Source organism: Streptomyces sp. CA-111067 (genome assembly GCF_050956065.1).
GTDB lineage: Bacteria > Actinomycetota > Actinomycetes > Streptomycetales > Streptomycetaceae > Actinacidiphila.
Map to the genome: position 1 here is coordinate 2,477,932 of NZ_CP192103.1, position 18,930 is coordinate 2,496,861.

18 protein-coding genes and 1 pseudogene are annotated in these 18,930 nt (G+C 71.4%); 8 read left to right on the plus strand and 11 right to left on the minus strand.

Going from position 1 to position 18,930, the window contains the following annotated elements; translation table 11 throughout:
• Positions 1–30 precede the first annotated feature (30 nt).
• Positions 31–450, minus strand: coding sequence for a TIGR03668 family PPOX class F420-dependent oxidoreductase (locus ACQPW6_RS10775; RefSeq protein WP_433889348.1), 420 nt, complete (start codon positions 448–450; stop codon positions 31–33).
• 37 nt (positions 451–487) lie between these two features.
• Positions 488–1,339 (minus strand): nuclease-related domain-containing protein, encoded by an 852-nt coding sequence (locus ACQPW6_RS10780; RefSeq protein WP_433889349.1) that lies wholly within the window; start codon positions 1,337–1,339, stop codon positions 488–490.
• A 725-nt stretch (positions 1,340–2,064) separates the two neighbouring features.
• Here ACQPW6_RS10780 and ACQPW6_RS10785 point away from each other — a divergent pair.
• Together ACQPW6_RS10785 and ACQPW6_RS10790 are read left to right on the plus strand one after the other, a co-directional pair.
• Entirely contained in the window at positions 2,065–2,475 is a 411-nt protein-coding gene (locus ACQPW6_RS10785; protein WP_433889350.1) for a hypothetical protein, read from the plus strand.
• Positions 2,476–2,541: 66 nt separating this feature from the next.
• On the plus strand, positions 2,542–2,763 hold the full coding sequence (locus tag ACQPW6_RS10790) for a hypothetical protein (protein ID WP_433889351.1): 222 nt from the start codon (positions 2,542–2,544) through the stop codon (positions 2,761–2,763).
• Between the two features lie 207 nt (positions 2,764–2,970).
• Here the strand turns inward: ACQPW6_RS10790 and ACQPW6_RS10795 are convergent, their stop codons facing one another.
• Entirely contained in the window at positions 2,971–3,423 is a 453-nt protein-coding gene (locus ACQPW6_RS10795) for an Lrp/AsnC family transcriptional regulator (RefSeq protein WP_433889352.1), read from the minus strand.
• A gap of 144 nt (positions 3,424–3,567) precedes the next feature.
• On the opposite strand from ACQPW6_RS10795, the gene ACQPW6_RS10800 reads away from it, so the two are divergent.
• Positions 3,568–4,695 (plus strand): asparaginase, encoded by a 1,128-nt coding sequence (locus tag ACQPW6_RS10800; protein ID WP_433889353.1) that lies wholly within the window; start codon positions 3,568–3,570, stop codon positions 4,693–4,695.
• Here ACQPW6_RS10800 and ACQPW6_RS10805 read toward each other — a convergent pair.
• Together ACQPW6_RS10805 and ACQPW6_RS10810 are read right to left on the minus strand one after the other, a co-directional pair.
• Complete coding sequence (locus ACQPW6_RS10805) at positions 4,660–4,854, minus strand: hypothetical protein (protein WP_433889354.1); 195 nt, start codon at positions 4,852–4,854, stop codon at positions 4,660–4,662. The genes ACQPW6_RS10800 and ACQPW6_RS10805 overlap by 36 nt on opposite strands.
• Before the next feature lie 133 nt (positions 4,855–4,987).
• Positions 4,988–6,130 (minus strand): PP2C family protein-serine/threonine phosphatase, encoded by a 1,143-nt coding sequence (locus ACQPW6_RS10810; RefSeq protein WP_433889355.1) that lies wholly within the window; start codon positions 6,128–6,130, stop codon positions 4,988–4,990.
• A gap of 321 nt (positions 6,131–6,451) precedes the next feature.
• Here ACQPW6_RS10810 and ACQPW6_RS10815 point away from each other — a divergent pair, with 321 nt between their 5' ends.
• Both ACQPW6_RS10815 and ACQPW6_RS10820 read left to right on the plus strand, forming a co-directional pair.
• A complete protein-coding gene (locus tag ACQPW6_RS10815) occupies positions 6,452–7,687 on the plus strand; it encodes a GNAT family N-acetyltransferase (protein ID WP_433889356.1) in 1,236 nt (411 codons plus the stop codon).
• 411 nt (positions 7,688–8,098) lie between these two features.
• Positions 8,099–8,509 (plus strand): annotated as a pseudogene (locus tag ACQPW6_RS10820) (GntR family transcriptional regulator); the annotation flags it as partial.
• Between the two features lie 15 nt (positions 8,510–8,524).
• On the opposite strand, the gene ACQPW6_RS10825 reads toward ACQPW6_RS10820, so the two are convergent.
• Positions 8,525–8,992, minus strand: a complete 468-nt coding sequence (locus ACQPW6_RS10825) for a MarR family winged helix-turn-helix transcriptional regulator (protein WP_433889357.1) — start codon at positions 8,990–8,992, stop codon at positions 8,525–8,527.
• A gap of 129 nt (positions 8,993–9,121) precedes the next feature.
• Between ACQPW6_RS10825 and ACQPW6_RS10830 the strand changes: the two genes are divergently transcribed.
• The gene (locus ACQPW6_RS10830) at positions 9,122–9,769 is read left to right on the plus strand and encodes a nitroreductase family protein (RefSeq protein WP_433889358.1); all 648 of its coding nucleotides are present in this window, start codon (positions 9,122–9,124) and stop codon (positions 9,767–9,769) included.
• Between the two features lie 359 nt (positions 9,770–10,128).
• Here the strand turns inward: ACQPW6_RS10830 and ACQPW6_RS10835 are convergent, their stop codons facing one another.
• From ACQPW6_RS10835 to ACQPW6_RS10850, 4 genes are all read right to left on the minus strand, one after another.
• Positions 10,129–11,019: an Fpg/Nei family DNA glycosylase gene (locus ACQPW6_RS10835; protein WP_433889359.1), complete on the minus strand. Its 891-nt coding sequence runs from the start codon at positions 11,017–11,019 to the stop codon at positions 10,129–10,131.
• 8 nt (positions 11,020–11,027) lie between these two features.
• Complete coding sequence (locus tag ACQPW6_RS10840; RefSeq protein ID WP_433889360.1) at positions 11,028–11,516, minus strand: ribose-5-phosphate isomerase; 489 nt, start codon at positions 11,514–11,516, stop codon at positions 11,028–11,030.
• 51 nt (positions 11,517–11,567) lie between these two features.
• A complete protein-coding gene (locus ACQPW6_RS10845; RefSeq protein ID WP_433889361.1) occupies positions 11,568–11,957 on the minus strand; it encodes a VOC family protein in 390 nt (129 codons plus the stop codon).
• A gap of 147 nt (positions 11,958–12,104) precedes the next feature.
• Entirely contained in the window at positions 12,105–12,764 is a 660-nt protein-coding gene (locus ACQPW6_RS10850; RefSeq protein ID WP_433889362.1) for a mycothiol-dependent nitroreductase Rv2466c family protein, read from the minus strand.
• Positions 12,765–12,958: 194 nt separating this feature from the next.
• Between ACQPW6_RS10850 and pepN the strand changes: the two genes are divergently transcribed.
• Positions 12,959–15,553, plus strand: coding sequence for an aminopeptidase N (pepN, locus tag ACQPW6_RS10855; RefSeq protein ID WP_433889363.1), 2,595 nt, complete (start codon positions 12,959–12,961; stop codon positions 15,551–15,553).
• Positions 15,554–15,791: 238 nt separating this feature from the next.
• Complete coding sequence (locus ACQPW6_RS10860) at positions 15,792–16,820, plus strand: hypothetical protein (protein ID WP_433889364.1); 1,029 nt, start codon at positions 15,792–15,794, stop codon at positions 16,818–16,820.
• 57 nt (positions 16,821–16,877) lie between these two features.
• Here the strand turns inward: ACQPW6_RS10860 and ACQPW6_RS10865 are convergent, their stop codons facing one another.
• Positions 16,878–18,725 carry a TIGR03767 family metallophosphoesterase gene (locus ACQPW6_RS10865; protein WP_433889365.1) on the minus strand — a complete coding sequence of 616 codons (1,848 nt, stop codon included), beginning with the start codon at positions 18,723–18,725 and terminating at the stop codon, positions 16,878–16,880.
• Positions 18,726–18,930: the final 205 nt, after the last annotated feature.

Here is an 18,930-nt window from a genome sequence, read left to right on the forward strand (position 1 = left end):
AGCTAGCTTACGCAGTCCCACCGACAACCGTCACCCGTCGAACGCCCACCCACTCCAGCTATCGGCGTGGATCGCGACCACCGGCCCGCTCGGTGGCGTCTCGTCGTACTGGTGGTACTTGGACTGGAGCAGTTCCAGGGCCTTGAGCCGGCCGTCGCCGTCCTCCCAGATCTCCGCATGGCCGTCAACGCGAACCCACCAGAGCGCTGCCCAGTCGTCGGCGTAGTGATCCGTGATGATGGTGACTTTGGGATTCTCGGCGATGTTCCGCAACCGCCGCAGGTTGGTCGAGCGCTTCGGCTTGTGATCGATCGCGAAGTAGATCGTGTCCCCGTCTACGGCGAAGGTGACGGGAACGATGTGCGGAACCCCGGCGGCATCAGCCGTCGCCAATCGCGCGATCGGGGAGCCGGCGAAGCGCTGGCGGGCATCAGTCGCGGGAAGGTCCATGCAGGGAACGTACCCAGCCGACCGAGACCATGCGGTGTTAGGCGCGGACCCAGTTGCGCCGATCGCGGGCCACCGCGTACACGGCGTCAACCTGGTCGGGCCGCAGCACGCCAGCCAGCGGGGCGAAGGAAGCGAGATCGCGTTCACCCAGAGCGCGTACGTCGTGGAGCGTCGGCGCCACCTTGATACTGGCCGGCTTGACGAAGACGAGAAGCGGCTCCACCTCGACCGGAAAGCCGCAACCACGTTCCAGGACGCTGGCGGCACGGACCGCCTCGGCGCGGCTCTTACGAACGTAGGGTCGTCCAGGACCATGGTTGATCGTCACGGAGTCGTCACCCACCCAGATGGCCATGTTCGGGTGGTTCTTCGTGTTGATCGTGAAGACCCCGCCGGGGCCGATGAGTAAGTGGTCGATGTCGTTCGTGGGCGAGAGCGGTATGGAGTGCAGCGTGCGCCACCCGCGGCGGTTCAGCCGTGCGAGCTCCCGGGCCACAACACGTTCACCGACCAGGCCGGCGCGCCAGGAGTCAGCCTCAGTGCGTCGCCGGAAGAGCCAGGCGAGCGAGCGGGCGAAAGGCCCGAGCGAGACTTCCTCCAACTTGCGGCGCAGCCCGGCACCGGGCTCATTGAGGGCCAGGTCGTACGAAGGGGGAGGGGAGGTCTGCGAGACGTTCGGCACCTGAGCAGAGGGTATTTGGGACGGGACAGCGGGGCGGGTGAGGTAGGGAGTCAGGGCCTCTAAGATTGCGTCGCGCAGGCCGTCCGCCAGGACCTCAAGGTGGCCCGTCTTCCGGTCGAACCATGCCACGGCGGTGCCGTCCGGCTGGTTCACGTAGAGCCGATCCTTGCCGTTGCGCTTCCACGCCGACACCCGCAGTTCGCCCATGCTCCGCCCCCAGCAGCCGCGTTCCGTCCCACCATCGGAGCAGCCGCCCGACACGCGCACAAGGTCGCCTTCCCGGCCATGGCCCCGGGCTTGTTACAAGATTCCCTACCTCATCAAGGCTCCCGGCTCCGCTACCGCTCCGCCGGGCGCGCGTCCGGCGTCCGGCCGCGCCGCCGCTCCTGTCTCCGCCCCGCTCCGGCTCGGCCGCGCCGCGCGCGCCCGCGATGGGCTGGCCGGCGGCATGAGGTGATACCGCACAGCCGAGGTCACGACGATGCCTCCGGCGGGGGCGCTCCGGCTCCGAGATGGACCAGGACCGGCCGGCGACCGCGCGAGCATCGTGGGAGAGGTGCGGGAGCTCCCATCCCGCCAGCCATCGACCCGGGCGAGCCGAGCAGTCGCGGCCCAGGGCGTCAAGGTCGTTCGTACAGTGGCGCGCTCCACCTTGACGCCCTGAACCACGCCCGCTCCACAGGAGTGCGGGCCGACGGCAGACGGGATGGGAGAGGAGGAGCGCGAAGTGGCTGCCCCGCATGACATGGGTCCATCACCCCATTTCGGACGCTCAAGTGGCAGAAGATCGCTCGCTGTCCCAACCTGGGTTTATGGCGACACCACACACGGGCAGCTCAGATCCCTCACTTACGGTGATCACACAGCCTGTGATTGATCTTCGCCGATCTGATCCGGGCATAGCAAGGGACGAGCTGATCCTACGATTCCGTATGCAACGCGATCAGGTCGTCCTGAACGCGCTGGGCTTCTGGCACGAGTACAGCGCCATCTTGAACCTCATGGGTCGATACGAAGCTGGCGCGCTGGTTCTCAGTGCCTTCGCTCTGCGTGATGGATGGACCCCCGAGGACATCACAAGCTACGACCGTTCACCTCGTCCTTATTCGCAGGCGCAGGGTGCAATGCTGCTTGATCGCGGACTGGAGCTGTGGCCCACATCGACGACAACCCCGGACGGTGAACCGGACCCCAGAAACGAGGTCCACTATGACGTGGTGGTCACTACAGACTCGACTCTTGTGCCGGATGAGGTTCTAACCGGGACCAAGGAGGAGAAGAAAAGAGGGCGCGCACGGCTACGTTCTGTTTTCGATCCGATACTCGATCTGTGGGAAACATGACCCCCTTCACCGCAGTCGATGCTGTGAAGTAGCTCTACCATCGGAGTAGAAGCGAGGGAGTGAGACATGTCAGACGCCACCATCCCGGTACTGGTCGCCAACCTTGATGGTTACGTGTCCAGCCAGGGTGTCACTTTCGTTCATGACCATGCCCTCGATGGCGATGAGGATCTTGCAGTCGGCAAGCTGGTTCTGATCAGCGACGGATGCGGCCACAACGCCGAGGCACATGTCATCCAGCGCGATGAGAAACTTGGTTACTGGTACCTGCAGTTCGTAGAGCGCTGACACCAGCGGAGGTCCGTGCCCGCCACGTGCCCGTCTGAGGGGCACGCCAGGGGGAACCACGGTAAACAGCGGGCCCGACGCCCCGGAAGCGCCGTACGGGGCCGTACGAGGTCAGCAGGGGGCCGCCGCACTCGTCTTCCAAACTAGCTACGCGGGTTCGATTCCCGTCGCCCGCTCCACTTCTCTCGTCCCCCTTTGCCGGGCTCCTCAGTCCACCGGGATGCCCTGGGGGGACTTGATTCGCTTCATGATCATTTGGGAGTTGACGTCGCTCACTCCTGGTAGGGCGATCAGTTTGTCGGTCCAGAAGCGTTCGTAGGCGTCGGAGTCTGTCACCGCGATGCGGAGCAGGCAGCCGGGGGCGCCGTAGAGGCGGTAGGCCTCTACCACGTCGGGGGTGGACTGGACCTCGGCCTCGAAAGCCGCCACCGAGGCGCGGTCGCGGTGGACCTCTACCGAGGCGAAGACCTCGAAGCCGCGGCCGACCGCGGCCGGGTCGACCACTGCACGGTAGGTCTGGATCACGCCGTCGTCCTCCAGCTGGCGCACCCGGCGCAGGCAGGGCGAGGGGGTCAGGCCGACGCGCTGGGCGAGCTCCTGGTTGGTCAGCCGGCCGTCGTTCTGCAACTCGCGCAAGATTCGTCTGTCGATGGCGTCCATGGCAGCAGTATGTAGCAGGTTCTGGCGGGATACCGGTTGGTATTCGCAATCCTATAGCGGGTCTACGCGCGTATTATTCTACTGGCGGCGCACGCGCGCTCGCGTCACTGCTTCAACGCTCGGACTCCTGGAGGCGAAGGCATCGTGCGTCACGTCGTGGTCATCAGCACCGGAGGCACCATCGCCAGTCGCTGGCAGGGCGACGGCTACGCGGCGGAGGCCGCCGGCCAGGAGGTGCTGGCCGCCGGGGCCGTGCCGCAGGGCGTCCAGGTGCGGGTCGTGGACCTGTTCACCGTCAACAGCTCGCGGGTGACCACCGACCACCAGCTGCGGCTGCTGTTCGCCGTCCAGGACGCGCTGGCCGACCCCGCGGTGGACGGCGTCGTGGTCACCCACGGCACCGACACCCTGGAGGAGTCGGCGTACTTCATCGACCTCTTCCACAGCGACCGCCGCCCGGTGGTCTTCACCGGCGCGCAGAAGCCGCTCGACTCCGACGACGGCGACGCCGCCGGCAACCTCTACGACGCGCTGCTGACCGCCGTCACCGGCCGGGACATCGGCGCCGTGATCGTCTTCGCCGGCCAGGTCTTCGCCGCCCGCGGCACCGTCAAGAAGCACACCGTCGACGCGCACGCCTTCGGCGACCCGGACGGACTGCCGCTCGGCCGGGTCGAGTTCGGCCGGGTCACCTGGGGCCGGCGGCGGCCCCGTCCGGCCGCGCTGCCGCTGCCTCCGCGCGGAGTTCAGCCGCCGCGGGTGGACATCGTCATGCACCACAGCGACGGCGACACCGTGCTGTTCGACGCGGCGCTGGCCGCCGGCGCGCGCGGCATCGTGCTGGTCGGCACCGGCGCGGGCAACGCCACCCCGCAGGTCGCGCGGGCGGTGCGGCGGGCCACCGAGGCGGGCGTGCTCGTCGCGGTGAGCACCAGGGTCGCGGCCGGCGCCGTGGCGCCGATCTACACCGGTGGCGGCGCGGTGGACCTGGTGGCGGCCGGCGCGCAGCTGACCGGCACCCTGCGGGCCGGGCAGGCCCGGATCGCGCTGCTGGCCACGCTGCTCGCGGAGTCGGGCGCGGCCGCCGGAACGGGCGCCCTCCCCGTAGCGGGCCCGCTGACGATCACCGACGGCGCGGCCGGGGACGTACTGCGGGACGCCGTCAGGGAGGCCCCGCAGGACCCGGCCGACATACTCCGGCGGGTCCTGGAAGCCGCCCCCCAGGCCCTGCCTGCCTCAGAGCTTTATCTGGTTGATGGTGTCGGCCAGTGACGTCAGGAACCGGTTGACCGACGGTGCCATGTTCGTCGAGGCGAGGAAGAAGCCGAAGAGCGCGGCCACTATCGCCGGACCGACCTTGATGGTCTTGCTCCTGATCATGACCACCAGGACGATCGCCAGCAACAGCACGGCGGACGCGGAGATAACCACAGCGGATCACTTCCTCTTTCGGTATGCCTAGCCGTCCGGGGACCGCGCCGCCGCCCCCGCCTCGCCCGTTCTCCATGGTGCCATCAGCCACCGACACGAGCGCCGTGTTGGCCTATAGTCCCATTCCCGTCGGCTAGTTGCGGCACACCACGAGCAACGCCCGGTCATCGTTGACGTCCTTGGCGACCGCTTCGATCAACCGCCAGGCAGAACCCCTGAATCCGGTGGTCACGAAGCGGTCGGCCTCGCCGATCAGCCGGTCGATGCCCTCGGTGATGTCCCGGCCGGGGAGCTCCACCAGGCCGTCGGTGAACAGCAGAAGAACGTCACCGGACCGCAACGTGCCCTTGACGCCGTGGAATTCGGCCCCGTCGTACACCCCGAGCAGCGGCCCCTCGGCGGCCTTCTCCTCCCAGCGGCCGGTACCGGCGTGCAGTTGGACGCCCGGCAGGTGCCCGGCGGACAGCAACTCGTAGTCGCCGCTCTCCAGATCGAGCACCAGGTGGACGGATGTGGCGAAGCCCTCGTCCCAGTTCTGCCGCAGCAAGTAGCCGTTGGCGGCCGTGAGGAACGCGTGCGGCGGCAGCGAGCCGAGCAGCCCGCCGAACGCGCCGGACAGCAGCAGCGAGCGGGAGGCGGCGTCCATGCCCTTGCCGGAGACGTCGGTGAGCACGGCCTCCAGCACCCGGCCGTCCGAACTGCGGGTGGCCACCACGAAGTCGCCGGAGAACGACTGCCCGCCGGCCGGCCGCAGCGCCATCTCCGCGTGCCAGCTGCCGGGCAGCCGCGGCAGCCGGCTCTGCACCCTGATGCGTTCGCGCAGGTCGAAGAGCATGGTGTGGCCGCGCCGCCACGGCACCCCGACCCGGGCCCTGAACTGGGCGATGACCAGGCCGATCAGCGCGACGGCGGTGACCACGAGCACGGTGCCCGGGGTGACCCGGGCCGGCCCCTCGCGGTACGGGCCGAGCGCCGCGGACTCCGCGACCAGCGCGACGGCGGAGGCCGCGTAGACCAGCAGCAGGCTCGACGGGCGCAGCAGCAGGCCGCCGGCCAGGATCGGCATCACCAGGGCGCTGGGCGGGCACCAGACGGGCGTGCAGGTGGTGATGTAGGCGAGCAGCGGGATGACGAGGATCAGCACGGCCAGCCCGACCCAGTCGGAGGCGTCGCCGCGGAAGTAGTCGACGGCGGACTTGCGCACGGCGAGGCGGCCCCGGTGCAGCCTTCTGCGCCACCTGAACCGTAGCTCGTCGCTTGCCAGCCGTTTAGCCATGTCCCGGCGACCCTATCCACCGGCGGGCCCGCTGTGCAGGCCGGATGGGGGGTGAGCTGGGTCGCGGGGCGGATTCAGGGGACGCGGGCGGGGGTTGTGGGGCGGCCGGGACGGGCGGTCCGCCGGCGGTGACGGGCGGGCCGTACGGCGGTGACGGGGGCGGGCCGTACGGTGGCGGGGCCGCCGGCTGGACGGCGGTGGAGCCCGGCCGGAGCCCGGCTGGACGGCGGTGGGCCGGTCTGCGGCGCGACCGCGGCCCGGTCGTCGTGGGACGGCCGAAATGCACTCGCCCGCGCGGGGCCCGGCTGGTAGGCAGGGGCCATGACGACCGAACTGCGGGTGCTCGAACGGGACCAGTGGGACCTATTCATGGGACGTCTTGAACGGGCCTTCGGCGGCCCGCAGGACAGCCCGGAAAGACGCGAGGGGTGGCGCCGGGTCACCGAGTTCGAGCGGTCGCTGGCGGTCTGGGACGGCGCGGAACTCGTCGGCACGGCCGGTGCGTTCTCGTTCCGGATGACGGTGCCGGGCGGCGCGCTCGCCGAGATCCCCGGTGTGACGATGGTCAGCGTCCAGCCCACCCACCGGCGCCGCGGGGTGCTGACCTCGATGATGCGGCACCAGATGGACGAGTTCCATCAGCGCGGGGACGCGGTGGCGGTGCTCACCGCATCCGAGCCGGCGATCTACGGCCGCTTCGGATACGGCGTCGGCAGCAGCCAGTTGGCGATGTCGGTGGACACCGGCCGGGTGACGATCGCCGGGCCGCCCGGCGCCGATGTGGACGGCGTCCGGATGCGGGTGGTCTCCCCCGCCGACGGGCGTGAGGCGTGCGAGGCGGTCTACGCGGCCGTCGTCCCGAGCCGCCCGGGCATGATCGCCCGCGGGCCCGGCTGGTTCGAGAAGCTGATCGCCGACGCGCCCGGCGACCGGGACGGCGCGGGCGAGTTGCTGTGCGTGCTGGCCGAGGTCGGGGGCGAAGTGCGGGGCTATGCGCGTTATTCAGTCACATCGGAGTGGGACCTGCGCGGGCCCAAGGGCATCGTCAACCTCCGCGACCTGGAAGCGCTCGATCCGGTGACGTACGCGGCGCTGTGGCGCTACCTGGCGGCGATCGACCTCACCTCGACCATCTCCACGTACAACCGCCCCGTCGACGACCCGCTGCTCCACCTCGTCTCCGACCCGCGCCGCTGCGACCAGCGGGTACGCGACGGACTGCACGTCCGGGTGGTGGACGTGGGCGGCGCCCTCGAATCCCGCACGTACACCGCCCCGGTGGACGTGGTGTTGGACGTCGAGGACGCCTTCTGCCCCTGGAACGCGGGGCGTTGGCGGCTCACCGGTGACACGAAGGGGGCGAGTTGCACTCGCACGGGTGATCAGCCCGATCTGGCGCTGACGGTTCGCGAGTTGGGCGCGGCGTTCTTCGGAGGCTTCAGCCTCCGCGCGATGGGTGCGGCCGGGCTGGTCCGCGAGCTGCGCCCGGGCGCTTTGGCGGAGGCGTCCACGGCTTTCCGGGTCGACGTGGAGCCTTGGCTGCCGCACGGCTTCTAGCTTTGCGCGCTCCTGGTTCTCCCCGGTGAGTGGTGCGGGTCGTTTCCGGGTGCGGCCCGGTTGCCTGCCGGTGTTTCCCACCCCGGTGGGTGGTGCGGTTCGTTTTCACGGCTGGGCGCCGTGCCTGCCGTTTTTTCCCACCGCCCCGCCCGTGCGGGTGCGTCCTTGGGTGCACGTTTTCTGGTGGGTGGGGTCGGTGCCGGTCCGGGGCACCTCCTCGGATTTCCTCCGTGCGGGTCTCTGTTTCGGGTGCGGGCCGGTCTGTCGGAAATCCTGCGGGGGCACCCCGGCCCGTCCCCTCCCGAGTCCGTCGGCGGCTTGAGGCCGCGGGGGGTGATCGGTGGGGGCGGGCGAGACGTAACACGTGAAGGTCACGTCTCTGGGGAGGAGAAGGAGCGATCATTCATGGCCGAGGCGGCGCCGGAGCGGATCGCCAAGGTGCTCGGGCTCGCGCCCGACGCCGCCGTCTGCGTCCGGCGCAGGCGGTTCGTGCTCGACGGCAAGCCGGTGCTCCTCGCCGCGTCCTACCTCCCGGCTGGCGTGGTCTCCGGCTCGGCCATCACCCGCCAGGACACCGGCCCCGGCGGCACGTATGCCCGGCTGGCCGAACTCGGCCTGGAACCCGTGCACTTCCGGGAGGAGATCCGCTCCCGGATGCCCTCCCTGGCCGAGGCGGACCAACTCGGCCTGACCACCGGCACCCCCGTGATCCTGATCTGCCGCACGGCCTACGCGGAGGGCGGACGGGTGGTCGAGGTGAACGAGATGACGCTCGACTCGGCGTCGTACGTCCTTGAGTACGAGTTCGACGCGGAACCGTGATGGCCGCAAGCCCGCTCATCCGCTGGATTGTGAGGGGCGGGGGCGCAGGAGTTTGCCCAGGAGGCCGGAGAGTTGAGCGCGTTCTGTCGGGGTGAGGGGCTGGAAGGTGCCGTCGAGGAAATCCGGGACGGCGTCCTCGGCCTCGGCGAGGAGTCGGCGGCCGGGGGCGGTGATGGTGACGGCGTACGCACGGCGGTCCGCGGTGTCGCGCTCGCGGCGTACGTGGCCAGCCTGTTCGAGGCTGTCGCAGATGCCGACCATCACCGTGCGGTCGATGCGCAGTTCGTCGCTCAGGACGCGCTGCGAGCACGGGCCGACGTCGGCCAGCATCTTCAGCACCAGGTGCTGGCCGACACCGAGCCCTAGCGCAGCGGCCCGGGCGTCCGCGGCCCGCGCGACAGCGGCTGAGGCTCGGCACAGGGCGATGTCCAGGCGCTCTGCGGCGAGCCGGGGGAAGTAGTCGTTGCTCGCGGTGGACGGCATGTGGTCTCCCTCCTGGATGCCGCCACCCTATCAACAATCATCTGACGGCAGATCGTTTGACTACAAACCATCTGTCGGTCAATCATTGGCGCGCAGATGAAGGTCGCACCCGACGCCGAGGAGGCTCTCGTGACCTTGGACCTGACGCCTGACCAACTGCTGTCCACGACCCGCGCGGTGCGCAAGCGCCTCGACCTGGACCGTCCGGTCCCGCGGTCGCTGATCGAGGAGTGCGTCGACCTGGCCACCCAGGCGCCGACCGGGCGCAACCGGCAGCGCTGGCACTTCATCGTCGTCACCGACCCCGACCGGCGCCGCCGCGTCGGCGACATCTTCCGCCGCGCGCTGGCGACCGGCGGCGGCCGCCCGCCGACCGCGCAGGACCTGCCGCGGATGTTCGCGTACCCCGGCTCCATGGAAGGCATCTCGGACGGCCTGCGCCACCTGGCCGACAACATCCACCGCGTGCCCGCCTTCGCCATCCCGGCCGTCGAAGGCCGCACGGAAGGCGCCTCGGTCCTCGACCAGTCCATGACCTGGGGCTCGATCCTCCCGGCGGTCTGGAACTTCATGCTCGCCGCCCGCGCCCGCGGCCTGGGCACGGTGTGGACCACCGCACAAGGCCCCCTGGAGCAGGAACTCGCCGCCGCCCTCGAAGTCCCCTACGACGACGTGATGCTCGCCGCCTTCATCCCCCTGGCGTTCACCCTGGGCACCGAATTCAAACCGGCCCGCCGGATCCCCCGTGACCAGGTCCTGCACTGGGAGCAGTGGTAGCCCAGCCCCCGACACCGAACCCCAGCCCCCACCGATCACCCCCCAGCGGCCGTGAAGCCGCCACTCGGCCCGGGAGGGGACGGGCCGGGGTGCCCCCGCAGGATTTCCGACAGACCGGGGCGCGCCCGGAAACGAAACCCGCACGGAGGAAATCCGAGGAGGTGCCCCGGACCGGCACCGACCCCACCCACCACAAGACGTGCACCCAAGGACGCACCCGCACGGGTGGGGCGGTGGGAAAAACGGCAGGCACGGCGCCGCACGCCGGAAGCAACGGAACCGCCCACCGGGGAGGCGGAAAACCCGGACGGCACCGGGCCCGCACCCGGAAACGACCCGCACCACCCACCGGGCCGGGGTTACTGCACCGCCCGCGCCGGCTGGCACCTGGAGCACCAGAAGAGGTTGCGGCCCGCCAAAAGCGCCGTCCGCACCGGGGTGCCGCACAAAAGACAAGGAGCACCGGTGCGCCGGTAGACGTAGACCTCGCCGCCGTGGTCGTCCCGGCGGGCGGGGCGGGACATCGCCTCCGGGGTGTGCCACGGGCGAACCGTGTCGATGCGGTTCGTGCGGACGCCCTCCCGCATCAGCGCCACCAGGTCGGACCACAGGGCGTCCCAGAGCGGGCGGGGCAGGTCGCGGCCGGGGAGCAGCGGGTCGACGGCGTGCCGGAAGAGGACCTCGGCGCGGTAGACGTTGCCGACGCCCGCGACGACCTTCTGGTCCATCAGCAGGGTGGCGAGCGGCGTACGGGACCGGCTGATCCGGGCGTACGCGCGGTCCGGGTCGTCGCCGGGGCGCAGCGGGTCGGGGCCCAGCCGGTCGTGGATCGCCTGCTTCTCGTCGTCGGTGAGCAGCACGCACGCAGTGGGCCCGCGCAGGTCCGCGTAGTGCTCGGCGTTGGCCAGCCGCAGCCGCACCGTGTCGGCCGGCGGCGGTGCGGGCGCCGCGCCGAAGCCGAGCTTGCCGAACAGGCCGAGGTGGACGTGTATCCAGCCGAAGCCGGGACCGGCCCCTGGGCCGCCCCCCGAGCCGGACTCGGAGCCGGCGCCCGAGCCGAAACCGGGAGCTTCGCCAAAGCCAAGAAACAAGTGCTTGCCGTGCGCCTGCGCCTCGCGCAGCACCTGGCCGTCCACCAGTGCCGCGCCGTCGGCGAACTTGCCCTGCGGGCTGGTCACCCGTACGGGGCGGCCGCCGAACCGCGCCTGGTGGTCGGCGGCCAGCCGGTGGATCGTGTGGCCCTCGGGCATCGCCCGGGTCAGCCCCGCTGCGGGTGGTGCGCCGGGACCGGCGGCAGCTCGCCGGTGGCCTCGTACGCCGTGAGCATGTCGATCCGGCGCTGGTGCCGCTCCTGGTGCGAGTACTCGGTGCGCAGGAAGATCTCCACGAACGTGGTGGCCTCGTCCTGGCTGTGCATCCGGCCGCCGATGCTCAGCACGTTGGCGTCGTTGTGCTCGCGGGCCAGCTCCGCGGTCTCGTCGCTCCAGGCGAGCGCGGCGCGGACGCCCTTGACCTTGTTCGCGGCGATCTGCTCGCCGTTGCCGGAGCCGCCGATCACGATGCCGAGGCTGCCGGGGTCGGCGGCGGTGCGCTCGGCCGCGCGCAGGCAGAACGGCGGGTAGTCGTCCACCGCGTCGTAGATGTGCGGGCCGCAGTCGACGGGCTGGTAGCCGTGGACGGTGAGCCACTCGACGAGGTGGTTCTTGAGTTCGAAACCGGCGTGGTCCGAGCCGAGGTAGACGCGCATGATCCGAGTCTGACACGGCCCGGGTCCGTTCCGCGTCCAGGGCCCCCCGACTCAGCTCGGCTGGATCAGATCCCACCGGTTCCCGTACAGGTCGTTGAAGACCACCACCGCCCCGTACGGCTCGTACCGCGGCTCCTCCTCGAAGACCACCCCGGCCGCGACCATCCGCTTGTACGCGCCGTCGAAGTCGTCGGTGTTCAGGAACAGGCCGACCCGGCCGCCGGTCTGGTCGCCGACCCTGGCGAGCTGGTCGGGGGTGGTGGCCAGGGCGAGCAGCAGGCCGGTCTCCCGGGTGCCGGGCGGGGCGACGACCACCCAGCGGCCGTCGCCGTCCGCCCGCGGGGTGTCCTCGCGCAGCTCGAAGCCGAGGGCGGCGGTGTAGTACTCGATGGCCTCGTCGTAGTCCCGGACGACGACGGCCACCAGGCCGAGGTGTGGCATGGCGTGCGCGCTGCTTTCGGTGAGGGAGGTGGTGGTACAGGGGCTGGCCCCGCGGCCACGTTACGCGGCCGACCTCGTACGAGGGCCGGCCACGTCACGGGGCCTGACGGCCGCCGGCGGTCGGCGGCCTTCAGGAGCCCGCCGCCGTCATTCGAAGCTGGGACCCGCCGTCCGGGTGCGCTTGATCTCGTAGAAGCCGGGCACGGACGCGACCAGCAGCGTGCCGTCCCACAGGTTCGCGGCCTGCTCGCCGCGCGGCGTCGGGGTGACGACCGGGCCGAAGAACGCGATCTCCTCGCCGTCGGCGCCGGGGACCGCGATCACCGGGGTGCCGACGTCCTGGCCGACCTTGTCGATGCCCTCCTTGTGGGAGGCGCGCAGCTGCGTGTCGTACTCGTCGGAGTCGGCGTAGTCGGCCAGCTCGGCGGGCAGGCCGACCTCTTCGAGGGCCGAGACGATGGTCTCGCGGGTCCTGGGCAGGTCCAGGTTGTGGAAGCGGGTGCCGAGCGCGGTGTAGAGCGGGCCGACGACGTCGTCGCCGTGCTGCTGCTGGGCGGCGACGACCACCCGGATCGGGCCCCAGGCGTCCCGCAGGAAGGTGGCGTACTGCTCGGGGAGGGTGTCGAGCTTGTCCTCGTTGAGCACGGCCAGGCTCATCGCGTGCCAGTGCACCTCGACCGGGCGGACCTTCTCCACCTCGAGCATCCAGCGGGAGGTCATCCACGCCCAGGGGCAGAGCGGGTCGAACCAGAAGTCGGCCGGGGTCTTGTCGGCCTGCGGAAAGGTCTCGGGGACGGTCGCGGTCACTGCGTGCTCCTCGTACGGGGTTCGCCGGGTCTCGGCCAATGGCGCTGCGCGGGTCCGTGGTCCTGCGCGAGTCCATGGTCCTGCACAACCGACAACGCGCGGCCACCCCGGCCGATTCCCCAGCGTCGCCGCCGTGGCACCGTGGGAAGATGCCGCGGATACCCCCGTCCAGCGGAAAAAAGAAGGAGTCGCCCGTGCCCGGCGAGAATCTCTCCCGTGAGGAGGCCCGCGCGCGGGCCGCGATCCTGTCCGTCGAACGGTACGACGTGGCGCTCGACGTGCGGTCGGCGGCCGGTCCGGCCGAGCCCGGTCTGCCGCGCGGCTTCCGTACCACGACGGTGATCGACTTCCGGTGCGCGCAGCCGGGCGCGTCGTCCTTCGCCGACCTGATCGCCCAGGAGGTCAGCTCGGTCCGGCTCAACGGCCGCGACCTGGACCCCGCGGAGGTCTTCGACGGCACCCGGATCGCGCTGGACGGCCTCGCCGACCGCAACACGCTGGTGGTGGACGCGCGTTGCGCGTACAGCAGGACGGGCGAGGGGCTGCACCGGTTCGAGGACCCGGAGGACGGCGAGGTCTACCTCTACACGCAGTACGAGCCGGCCGACGCCCGCCGGGTCTTCGCGAACTTCGAACAGCCCGACCTCAAGGCGCCGTTCACCTTCCAGGTGACCGCCCCCGAGGGCTGGACGGTGCTCGGCAACAGCGCGCAGGACGGCGAGCAGACCGCCGCCGACGGCGGCGGCACCGTGACCCGCTTCCTGCCGACGCTGCCGATCTCGACGTACATCACGGCAATCGTGGCCGGGCCGTACCACGTGGAGCAGGACCACTACGCGCGCACGCTGGACGACAAGGCGGTGCTCGACATCCCGCTGCGCGCGCTGTGCCGCCGGTCGCTGGCCCGGCACTTCGACGCGGACGAGATCTTCACCGTCACCAAGCAGGGCCTGGACTTCTTCCACGACCACTTCGACTACCCGTACCCGTTCGGGAAGTACGACCAGGCGTTCGTGCCCGAGTACAACATCGGCGCGATGGAGAACCCGGGCTGCGTGACGTTCCGCGAGGAGCTGGTCTTCCGCGGCAAGGTCACCCGCACGTCGTACGAGCGGCGGGCCAACGTCATCCTGCACGAGATGTCGCACATGTGGTTCGGCGACCTGGTGACGATGCGCTGGTGGGACGACCTGTGGCTGAAGGAGTCGCTGGCGGACTTCATGGCCGCCCTCTCGCAGGTGGCGGCCACCCAGTACAGCGCGGGCTGGATCACCTTCGCCGACCGGCACAAGACCCGCGCGTACCGGGCCGACCAGCTGCCGTCCACCCACCCGGTCACCGCGGACATCCGCGACCTGGAGGACGCCAAGCTCAACTTCGACGGCATCACGTACTCCAAGGGCGCCTCGGTGGTGAAGCAACTGGTCGCCTACGTGGGGCAGGACGCGTTCCTGGAGGCGGCCAGGCGCTACTTCAAGCGGCACGCGTACGGCAACACGACGCTGGACGACCTGCTGTCGGTGCTGACCGAGACCTCGGGGCGGGACATGACCGGCTGGTCCCGGTCCTGGCTGCAGACGGCGGGCGTCAACTCGCTGACCCCGCAGGTCACTTGCGACGGCGAGGACCGGATCACCGGCCTCACCGTGCTGCAGACCGCTGACCCCTCGCATCCCGAACTGCGCCCGCACCGCGTGGCGGTGGGCCTGTACCGGCGGGACACCGCCGGCGCGCTGGAGCGCTACGCGCGCTCCGAGGTGGACGTGTCGGGGCCGGCCACCGAGGTGCCGGGGCTCACCGGGCAGCGGCGCCCCGACCTGGTGCTGGTCAACGACGACGACCTCACGTACTGCAAGATCCGCTTCGACGAGCCGTCGCTGGAGACGCTGCGGGCGCACCTGGGCGACATCACCGACCCGCTGGCCCGCACGCTGGCCTGGTCGGGGGTGTGGAACCTGACCAGGGACGCGCTGATGCCGGCCCGCGACTACCTGGCGCTGGTGCTGCGGTTCGCCGGGCAGGAGTCCGACATCGGGGTGCTCCAGTCGCTGCACCAGCAGGCCAGGACGTCGCTGGCGACCTATGTGGCGCCCGACCGCCGGGCGGAGTCGGCGCTTGAGGTGGCGCAGGGCGCGCTGCGCGAGCTGCGGCTGGCCGAGCCGGGCAGCGGCCACCAGCTGGCGTGGGCGCGGTTCTTCGCCTCGGTGGCCTCCTCGCAGGCCGATCTCCAGCTGCTCCAGGGCCTGTTGGACGACTCGGCGAAGATCGACGGGCTCGATGTGGACCAGGAGCTGCGCTGGACGTTCCTGGAGGCGCTGACCGCGCACGGGGCGGCGGACGAGGCGGCGATCCGGGCGGAGCGGGCCGGCGACGACACCGCGTCCGGCCACCGGCACGAGGTGCGCTGCCTGGCGGCCCGGCCGTCGGCTGCGGTGAAGGCGGCGGCCTGGGCCGACGTGGTGGAGTCCGACGCGCTCTCCAACGCGCTGGTGGAGGCGACGATCTCGGGCTTCATGCAGACCTCGCAGCGGGAGCCGGCCGCGCCTTACGCGCAGCCGTACTTCGCCGCGCTGGAGGGGCTGTGGGAGTCGCGGTCGATCGAGACGGCGATGACGATCGTGCGCGGCCTGTTCCCGTACCTCCAGGACCGGCAGGAGACGCTGGACGCCACCGACGCCTGGCTGGAGGCGCATCCGGAGGCGGCGCCGTCGCTGCGGCGGCTGGTTCTGGAGTCGCGGGACGACCTGGCGCGGGCGCTGCGCGCACAGGCGTGCGACGCGCGGTACTGAACTCCGGTGCTGTTCAAGGGCGTTCAGCGACATTTGATCGACGCTCGGTGATTCGTCGTAAGCACAGCGTGAGTTGACGAAGCCGTCCCGGCCTGGCCGGGGCGGCTTCGTCACTCTGATAGGTGAACGAGGCCCATCGGCATCCGAACACCTGGACTTTAGCCCGGGGTTGTCCTGGTTTGTCGACGAGCATGTAACAGCGGTTAGTGACCGGTGCGGCGGCGGGAAGCACCTGGCCATGAACGCGAACCGCACCCCCCACGCCCTGGACCACCTTTCCCGCACCCAGCACAGCGTGTTGACGGACCGTCAGCTGCGGGAGCACGGGGTGACGCCCGCCGTGATCGCCGAGCGCTGCCGTCCGGGCGGCCAGTGGAGCCGGCTGCTGCCGCAGGTCTACCTGCTGCGTCCCGGGCCGCCCAGCAGCCAGGAGCGGCTGGAGGCCGCGCTGCTCTACGCCGGCCGCGATCCCGGCGGCCACGGCCCGCTCGGCGGCGGCCGGGAGGCGCTGGTCACCGGTCCTGCCGCGCTGGCGCTCTACCGGTTCTCCAGCGTGCCGCCGCTGCCGGGGCTGCGGCGGATCGACGTGCTGGTGCCCCGGCAGCGGCGGCTGCGCGACGCCGGCGAGGTCGCCATCCACCGCACCCGCCAACTCCCGCGCCCGCAGGAGGTGTCGGGGCTGCCCTGCGCGCCGGTGGCGCGGGCGCTGGCCGACGCGGTCGCCGGGCTCGACGACCCGGACTCGGTGCGGGTGCTGCTCAACGAGGCGGTGCGCGGCGGCCATTGCGACGCCTCGGCGGTGCTGGACGAGCTGGCGGCGGGCGGGCTGCTGGAGCGGCCGTACGTCGCCGCGGCGGTGCGCACGCTGCGGGACGCCGGCCGGGCGATGGCCGAGGACCGGCTCTTCGCGATGGTCCACGACCACCAACTGCCTGACCCGGTGTGGAACGTGGACCTGCGGCTGCCGGGCGGCCCGCCGCTGGGCGCGGTGGACGCGTACTGGCCCGAGCACGCGGTGGCGGTCGCGATCGACCCCCGCGGCGAGGGCGCGGGCGACCGTGACGGCGGGGCGGAGTACGAGGAGCAGCTGATGCTCGCCCGCACCCGGCAGCGGGAGCGCCTTGAGGCGCTGGGCATCACCATCGTGCACCTGACCCCGGCCAAGCTGCGGGAGAGCGCGGAGCAGCAGGCCACGGTGGTCAGGACGGCGCTGGTCGGGTCGGCCGACCGGCTGCCCGCCGCCTATGTGGTGGTGACCCCGCGCTGACCCGCTGGCCCGCGCTGACCGGGTGCCCGCGCTGTGCCCGTTCGGCGCTGTGCGCGTTCAGCGCTTGCGCAGCAGCAGCTCGGCGTTCCGGTCGTCCTTGCCGCCGGCCAGGGCCGCCGGGTCCGCGCCGGGGGCGTTGAAGGCCAACTCGCGGTAGAGCGCGGCCAGTCCGTGCTGTGAGAGGTCGTGGAAGTCCGCGCGGTGCGGGGCCGCGGACTCCACGAGGGTGGTGATCAGCGACAGCGTCCCGTCATGGTTGTCCACCAGCTCGATGATCCGGGCCAGCTGCGGATAGTCCACGTGCGAGGCGGTGTTGACCTCCCAGAAGCCGTCGTGCGACTCGATCCGGTTCAGGTGGCTGTGCCCGTTCACCCAGGCGATCACGTTGCGGTGCCGGCTGAGCAGCGAGACGAACTCCGCTCCGCCGTGCCGCTTCTCGTGCGGATTCGCCGGGTCGGGGCGCAGGTTGGTCATGCTGTGGCTGGTGTGGTGGCTGAAGACCAGCACGTGCTGGTCCTCGTTCTCGGTCAGCGTCCGCTCCAGCCACCGGAGTTGGCCGGTGCCGATCGAGCCCTGGTAGCCGCCGCCGCGGTTGGTGGTGTCCAGGCTGATGCCGAGGACCCCGTCGGCGATCTGGAAGGTGTAGTACATCCGGTCGGCGCTGACGCCGTCGGCGGCGTAGCCGTGCCCGACCGGGCCGGGACCCGTGCGCCGCGGTTCGAGGTGCGCGGCCAGGTACTCGGCGGGCGTGAAGGGGGCGCGCCGCTCGTCGGGGGTGACGGTACGGGCGGAGCGCGCGTAGTGGTCCAGGACGGCCCGGTAGAGCGAGCCCTCGGGGTCGCTCTCCGCCCGCACGACCTTCCGCAGCCGAGCCGCGTCGGCCGGCTCGACCCGCTCGACCTTGCGGCCGCCGGTGGCGATCTCGGCGGCGAACGACGTCGCGAAGCCGCCGGCCACGTACGTCCCGCCGTAGAGCGCGTCGTGGTTGCCGGACGTGGAGTACCAGGGCAGGTTGAGCCCGGGGCCGGCCAACGGGCGGACGGCGGCGGCGAGATAGCCGGGCAGGTGCGGGAAGCCGGCCTTCTTGTCGGCGTCGGGACGGGCGCTCTCCGGCTGCCAGTACAGGTCGAGGCCGGAGTTGTGCACGCCCTCGAAGCGGACCGGGTCACCGGAGTTGGGGTCGATGGCGCCGCCGCTCATCGCGGTCAGGAACCAGTCGAGCTCGATCTTGGAGTTGTTGTCGGTGTTGTCGCCGGTGGTGATCACCATCGACAGCGGGTGGCCGGTGACCGGGCCGCCGCGCAGGGCGTTGATCCGCTCGATCAGCGAGACGGTGCCGGCCGCGGAAAGTGCCTCGTGCGGGCGCCAGTCGGCGGCGCTGTGAGCGCGCATGAACTCGAACCGCAGCGGCGACTGCACGTCCACCACATGCAGGTCGGTGCACTGGACGAAGGCGGCGATCGGGGTACGGCGCTGCTCCCGGCCGTCGTGCGCGGCGGCCAGTTCGGTGCGCACCACGCGCTTCCAGCCGGGGCCGTCGGTCAGCGGCCGGTAGCCGCCGCGGCCGCGCGGGGCGGCGACGGTGGCGAGGGTGGTGCCCTCGGTGCTCGGCGGTACGGCGGTGGAGGTGCGCACCGGCGCGGGCTTCGTCGTGGCGGGAGTCGTGGCCGTCGTACCGGTGGTGACGGTGCGCGTGGCGCTCGCCGTACGGGCCCCGGCCCGGCCGCTGCCGGGGCCGAACGCCCACGCGGAGCCGCCGGCTGCCGCCGCCCCGGCGCCGGACGCGATCAGCAGGGTGCGGCGGTTCACGAACCGGCGGGCGGCGGCGGCACCGGCCGGGCGTTCGGCGGGCCGGCTCTCGTTCTCCGGCGGCTGGCTCTGGGACGGTTGCGCGGGTCCGGACATCGGGTCCCCCCGGGAGCGGCTGAGGCACGGCGGGCCTGCCCGGTCCCGGGCCGCCCACCAGGATGTTTGGCAGCGGGGGTGGCCTGCGCCCCAACTCCGGGCGAACGCCGCAAGCCCATCGCGGGACGCTGGATGTCCGCTTCCGCGCTGGTCACGGAGCCCTCTCCGGACCGTGCGGCTGCGCTCACCCGCCGTTCATCCGGGC

What these genes read in the sequence shown, in the direction of transcription:
- ACQPW6_RS10775 (WP_433889348.1), bottom strand. Translation starts at nt 450, where the DNA reads ATGGACCTTCCCGCGACTGATGCCCGCCAGCGCTTCGCCGGCTCCCCG.
- ACQPW6_RS10780 (WP_433889349.1), bottom strand. Translation starts at nt 1,339, where the DNA reads ATGGGCGAACTGCGGGTGTCGGCGTGGAAGCGCAACGGCAAGGATCGG.
- ACQPW6_RS10785 (WP_433889350.1), top strand. Translation starts at nt 2,065, where the DNA reads ATGCAACGCGATCAGGTCGTCCTGAACGCGCTGGGCTTCTGGCACGAG.
- ACQPW6_RS10790 (WP_433889351.1), top strand. Translation starts at nt 2,542, where the DNA reads ATGTCAGACGCCACCATCCCGGTACTGGTCGCCAACCTTGATGGTTAC.
- ACQPW6_RS10795 (WP_433889352.1), bottom strand. Translation starts at nt 3,423, where the DNA reads ATGGACGCCATCGACAGACGAATCTTGCGCGAGTTGCAGAACGACGGC.
- ACQPW6_RS10810 (WP_433889355.1), bottom strand. Translation starts at nt 6,130, where the DNA reads ATGGCTAAACGGCTGGCAAGCGACGAGCTACGGTTCAGGTGGCGCAGA.
- ACQPW6_RS10815 (WP_433889356.1), top strand. Translation starts at nt 6,452, where the DNA reads ATGACGACCGAACTGCGGGTGCTCGAACGGGACCAGTGGGACCTATTC.
- ACQPW6_RS10825 (WP_433889357.1), bottom strand. Translation starts at nt 8,992, where the DNA reads ATGCCGTCCACCGCGAGCAACGACTACTTCCCCCGGCTCGCCGCAGAG.
- ACQPW6_RS10835 (WP_433889359.1), bottom strand. Translation starts at nt 11,019, where the DNA reads ATGCCCGAGGGCCACACGATCCACCGGCTGGCCGCCGACCACCAGGCG.
- ACQPW6_RS10840 (WP_433889360.1), bottom strand. Translation starts at nt 11,516, where the DNA reads ATGCGCGTCTACCTCGGCTCGGACCACGCCGGTTTCGAACTCAAGAAC.
- ACQPW6_RS10845 (WP_433889361.1), bottom strand. Translation starts at nt 11,957, where the DNA reads ATGCCACACCTCGGCCTGGTGGCCGTCGTCGTCCGGGACTACGACGAG.
- ACQPW6_RS10860 (WP_433889364.1), top strand. Translation starts at nt 15,792, where the DNA reads ATGAACGCGAACCGCACCCCCCACGCCCTGGACCACCTTTCCCGCACC.
- ACQPW6_RS10865 (WP_433889365.1), bottom strand. Translation starts at nt 18,725, where the DNA reads ATGTCCGGACCCGCGCAACCGTCCCAGAGCCAGCCGCCGGAGAACGAG.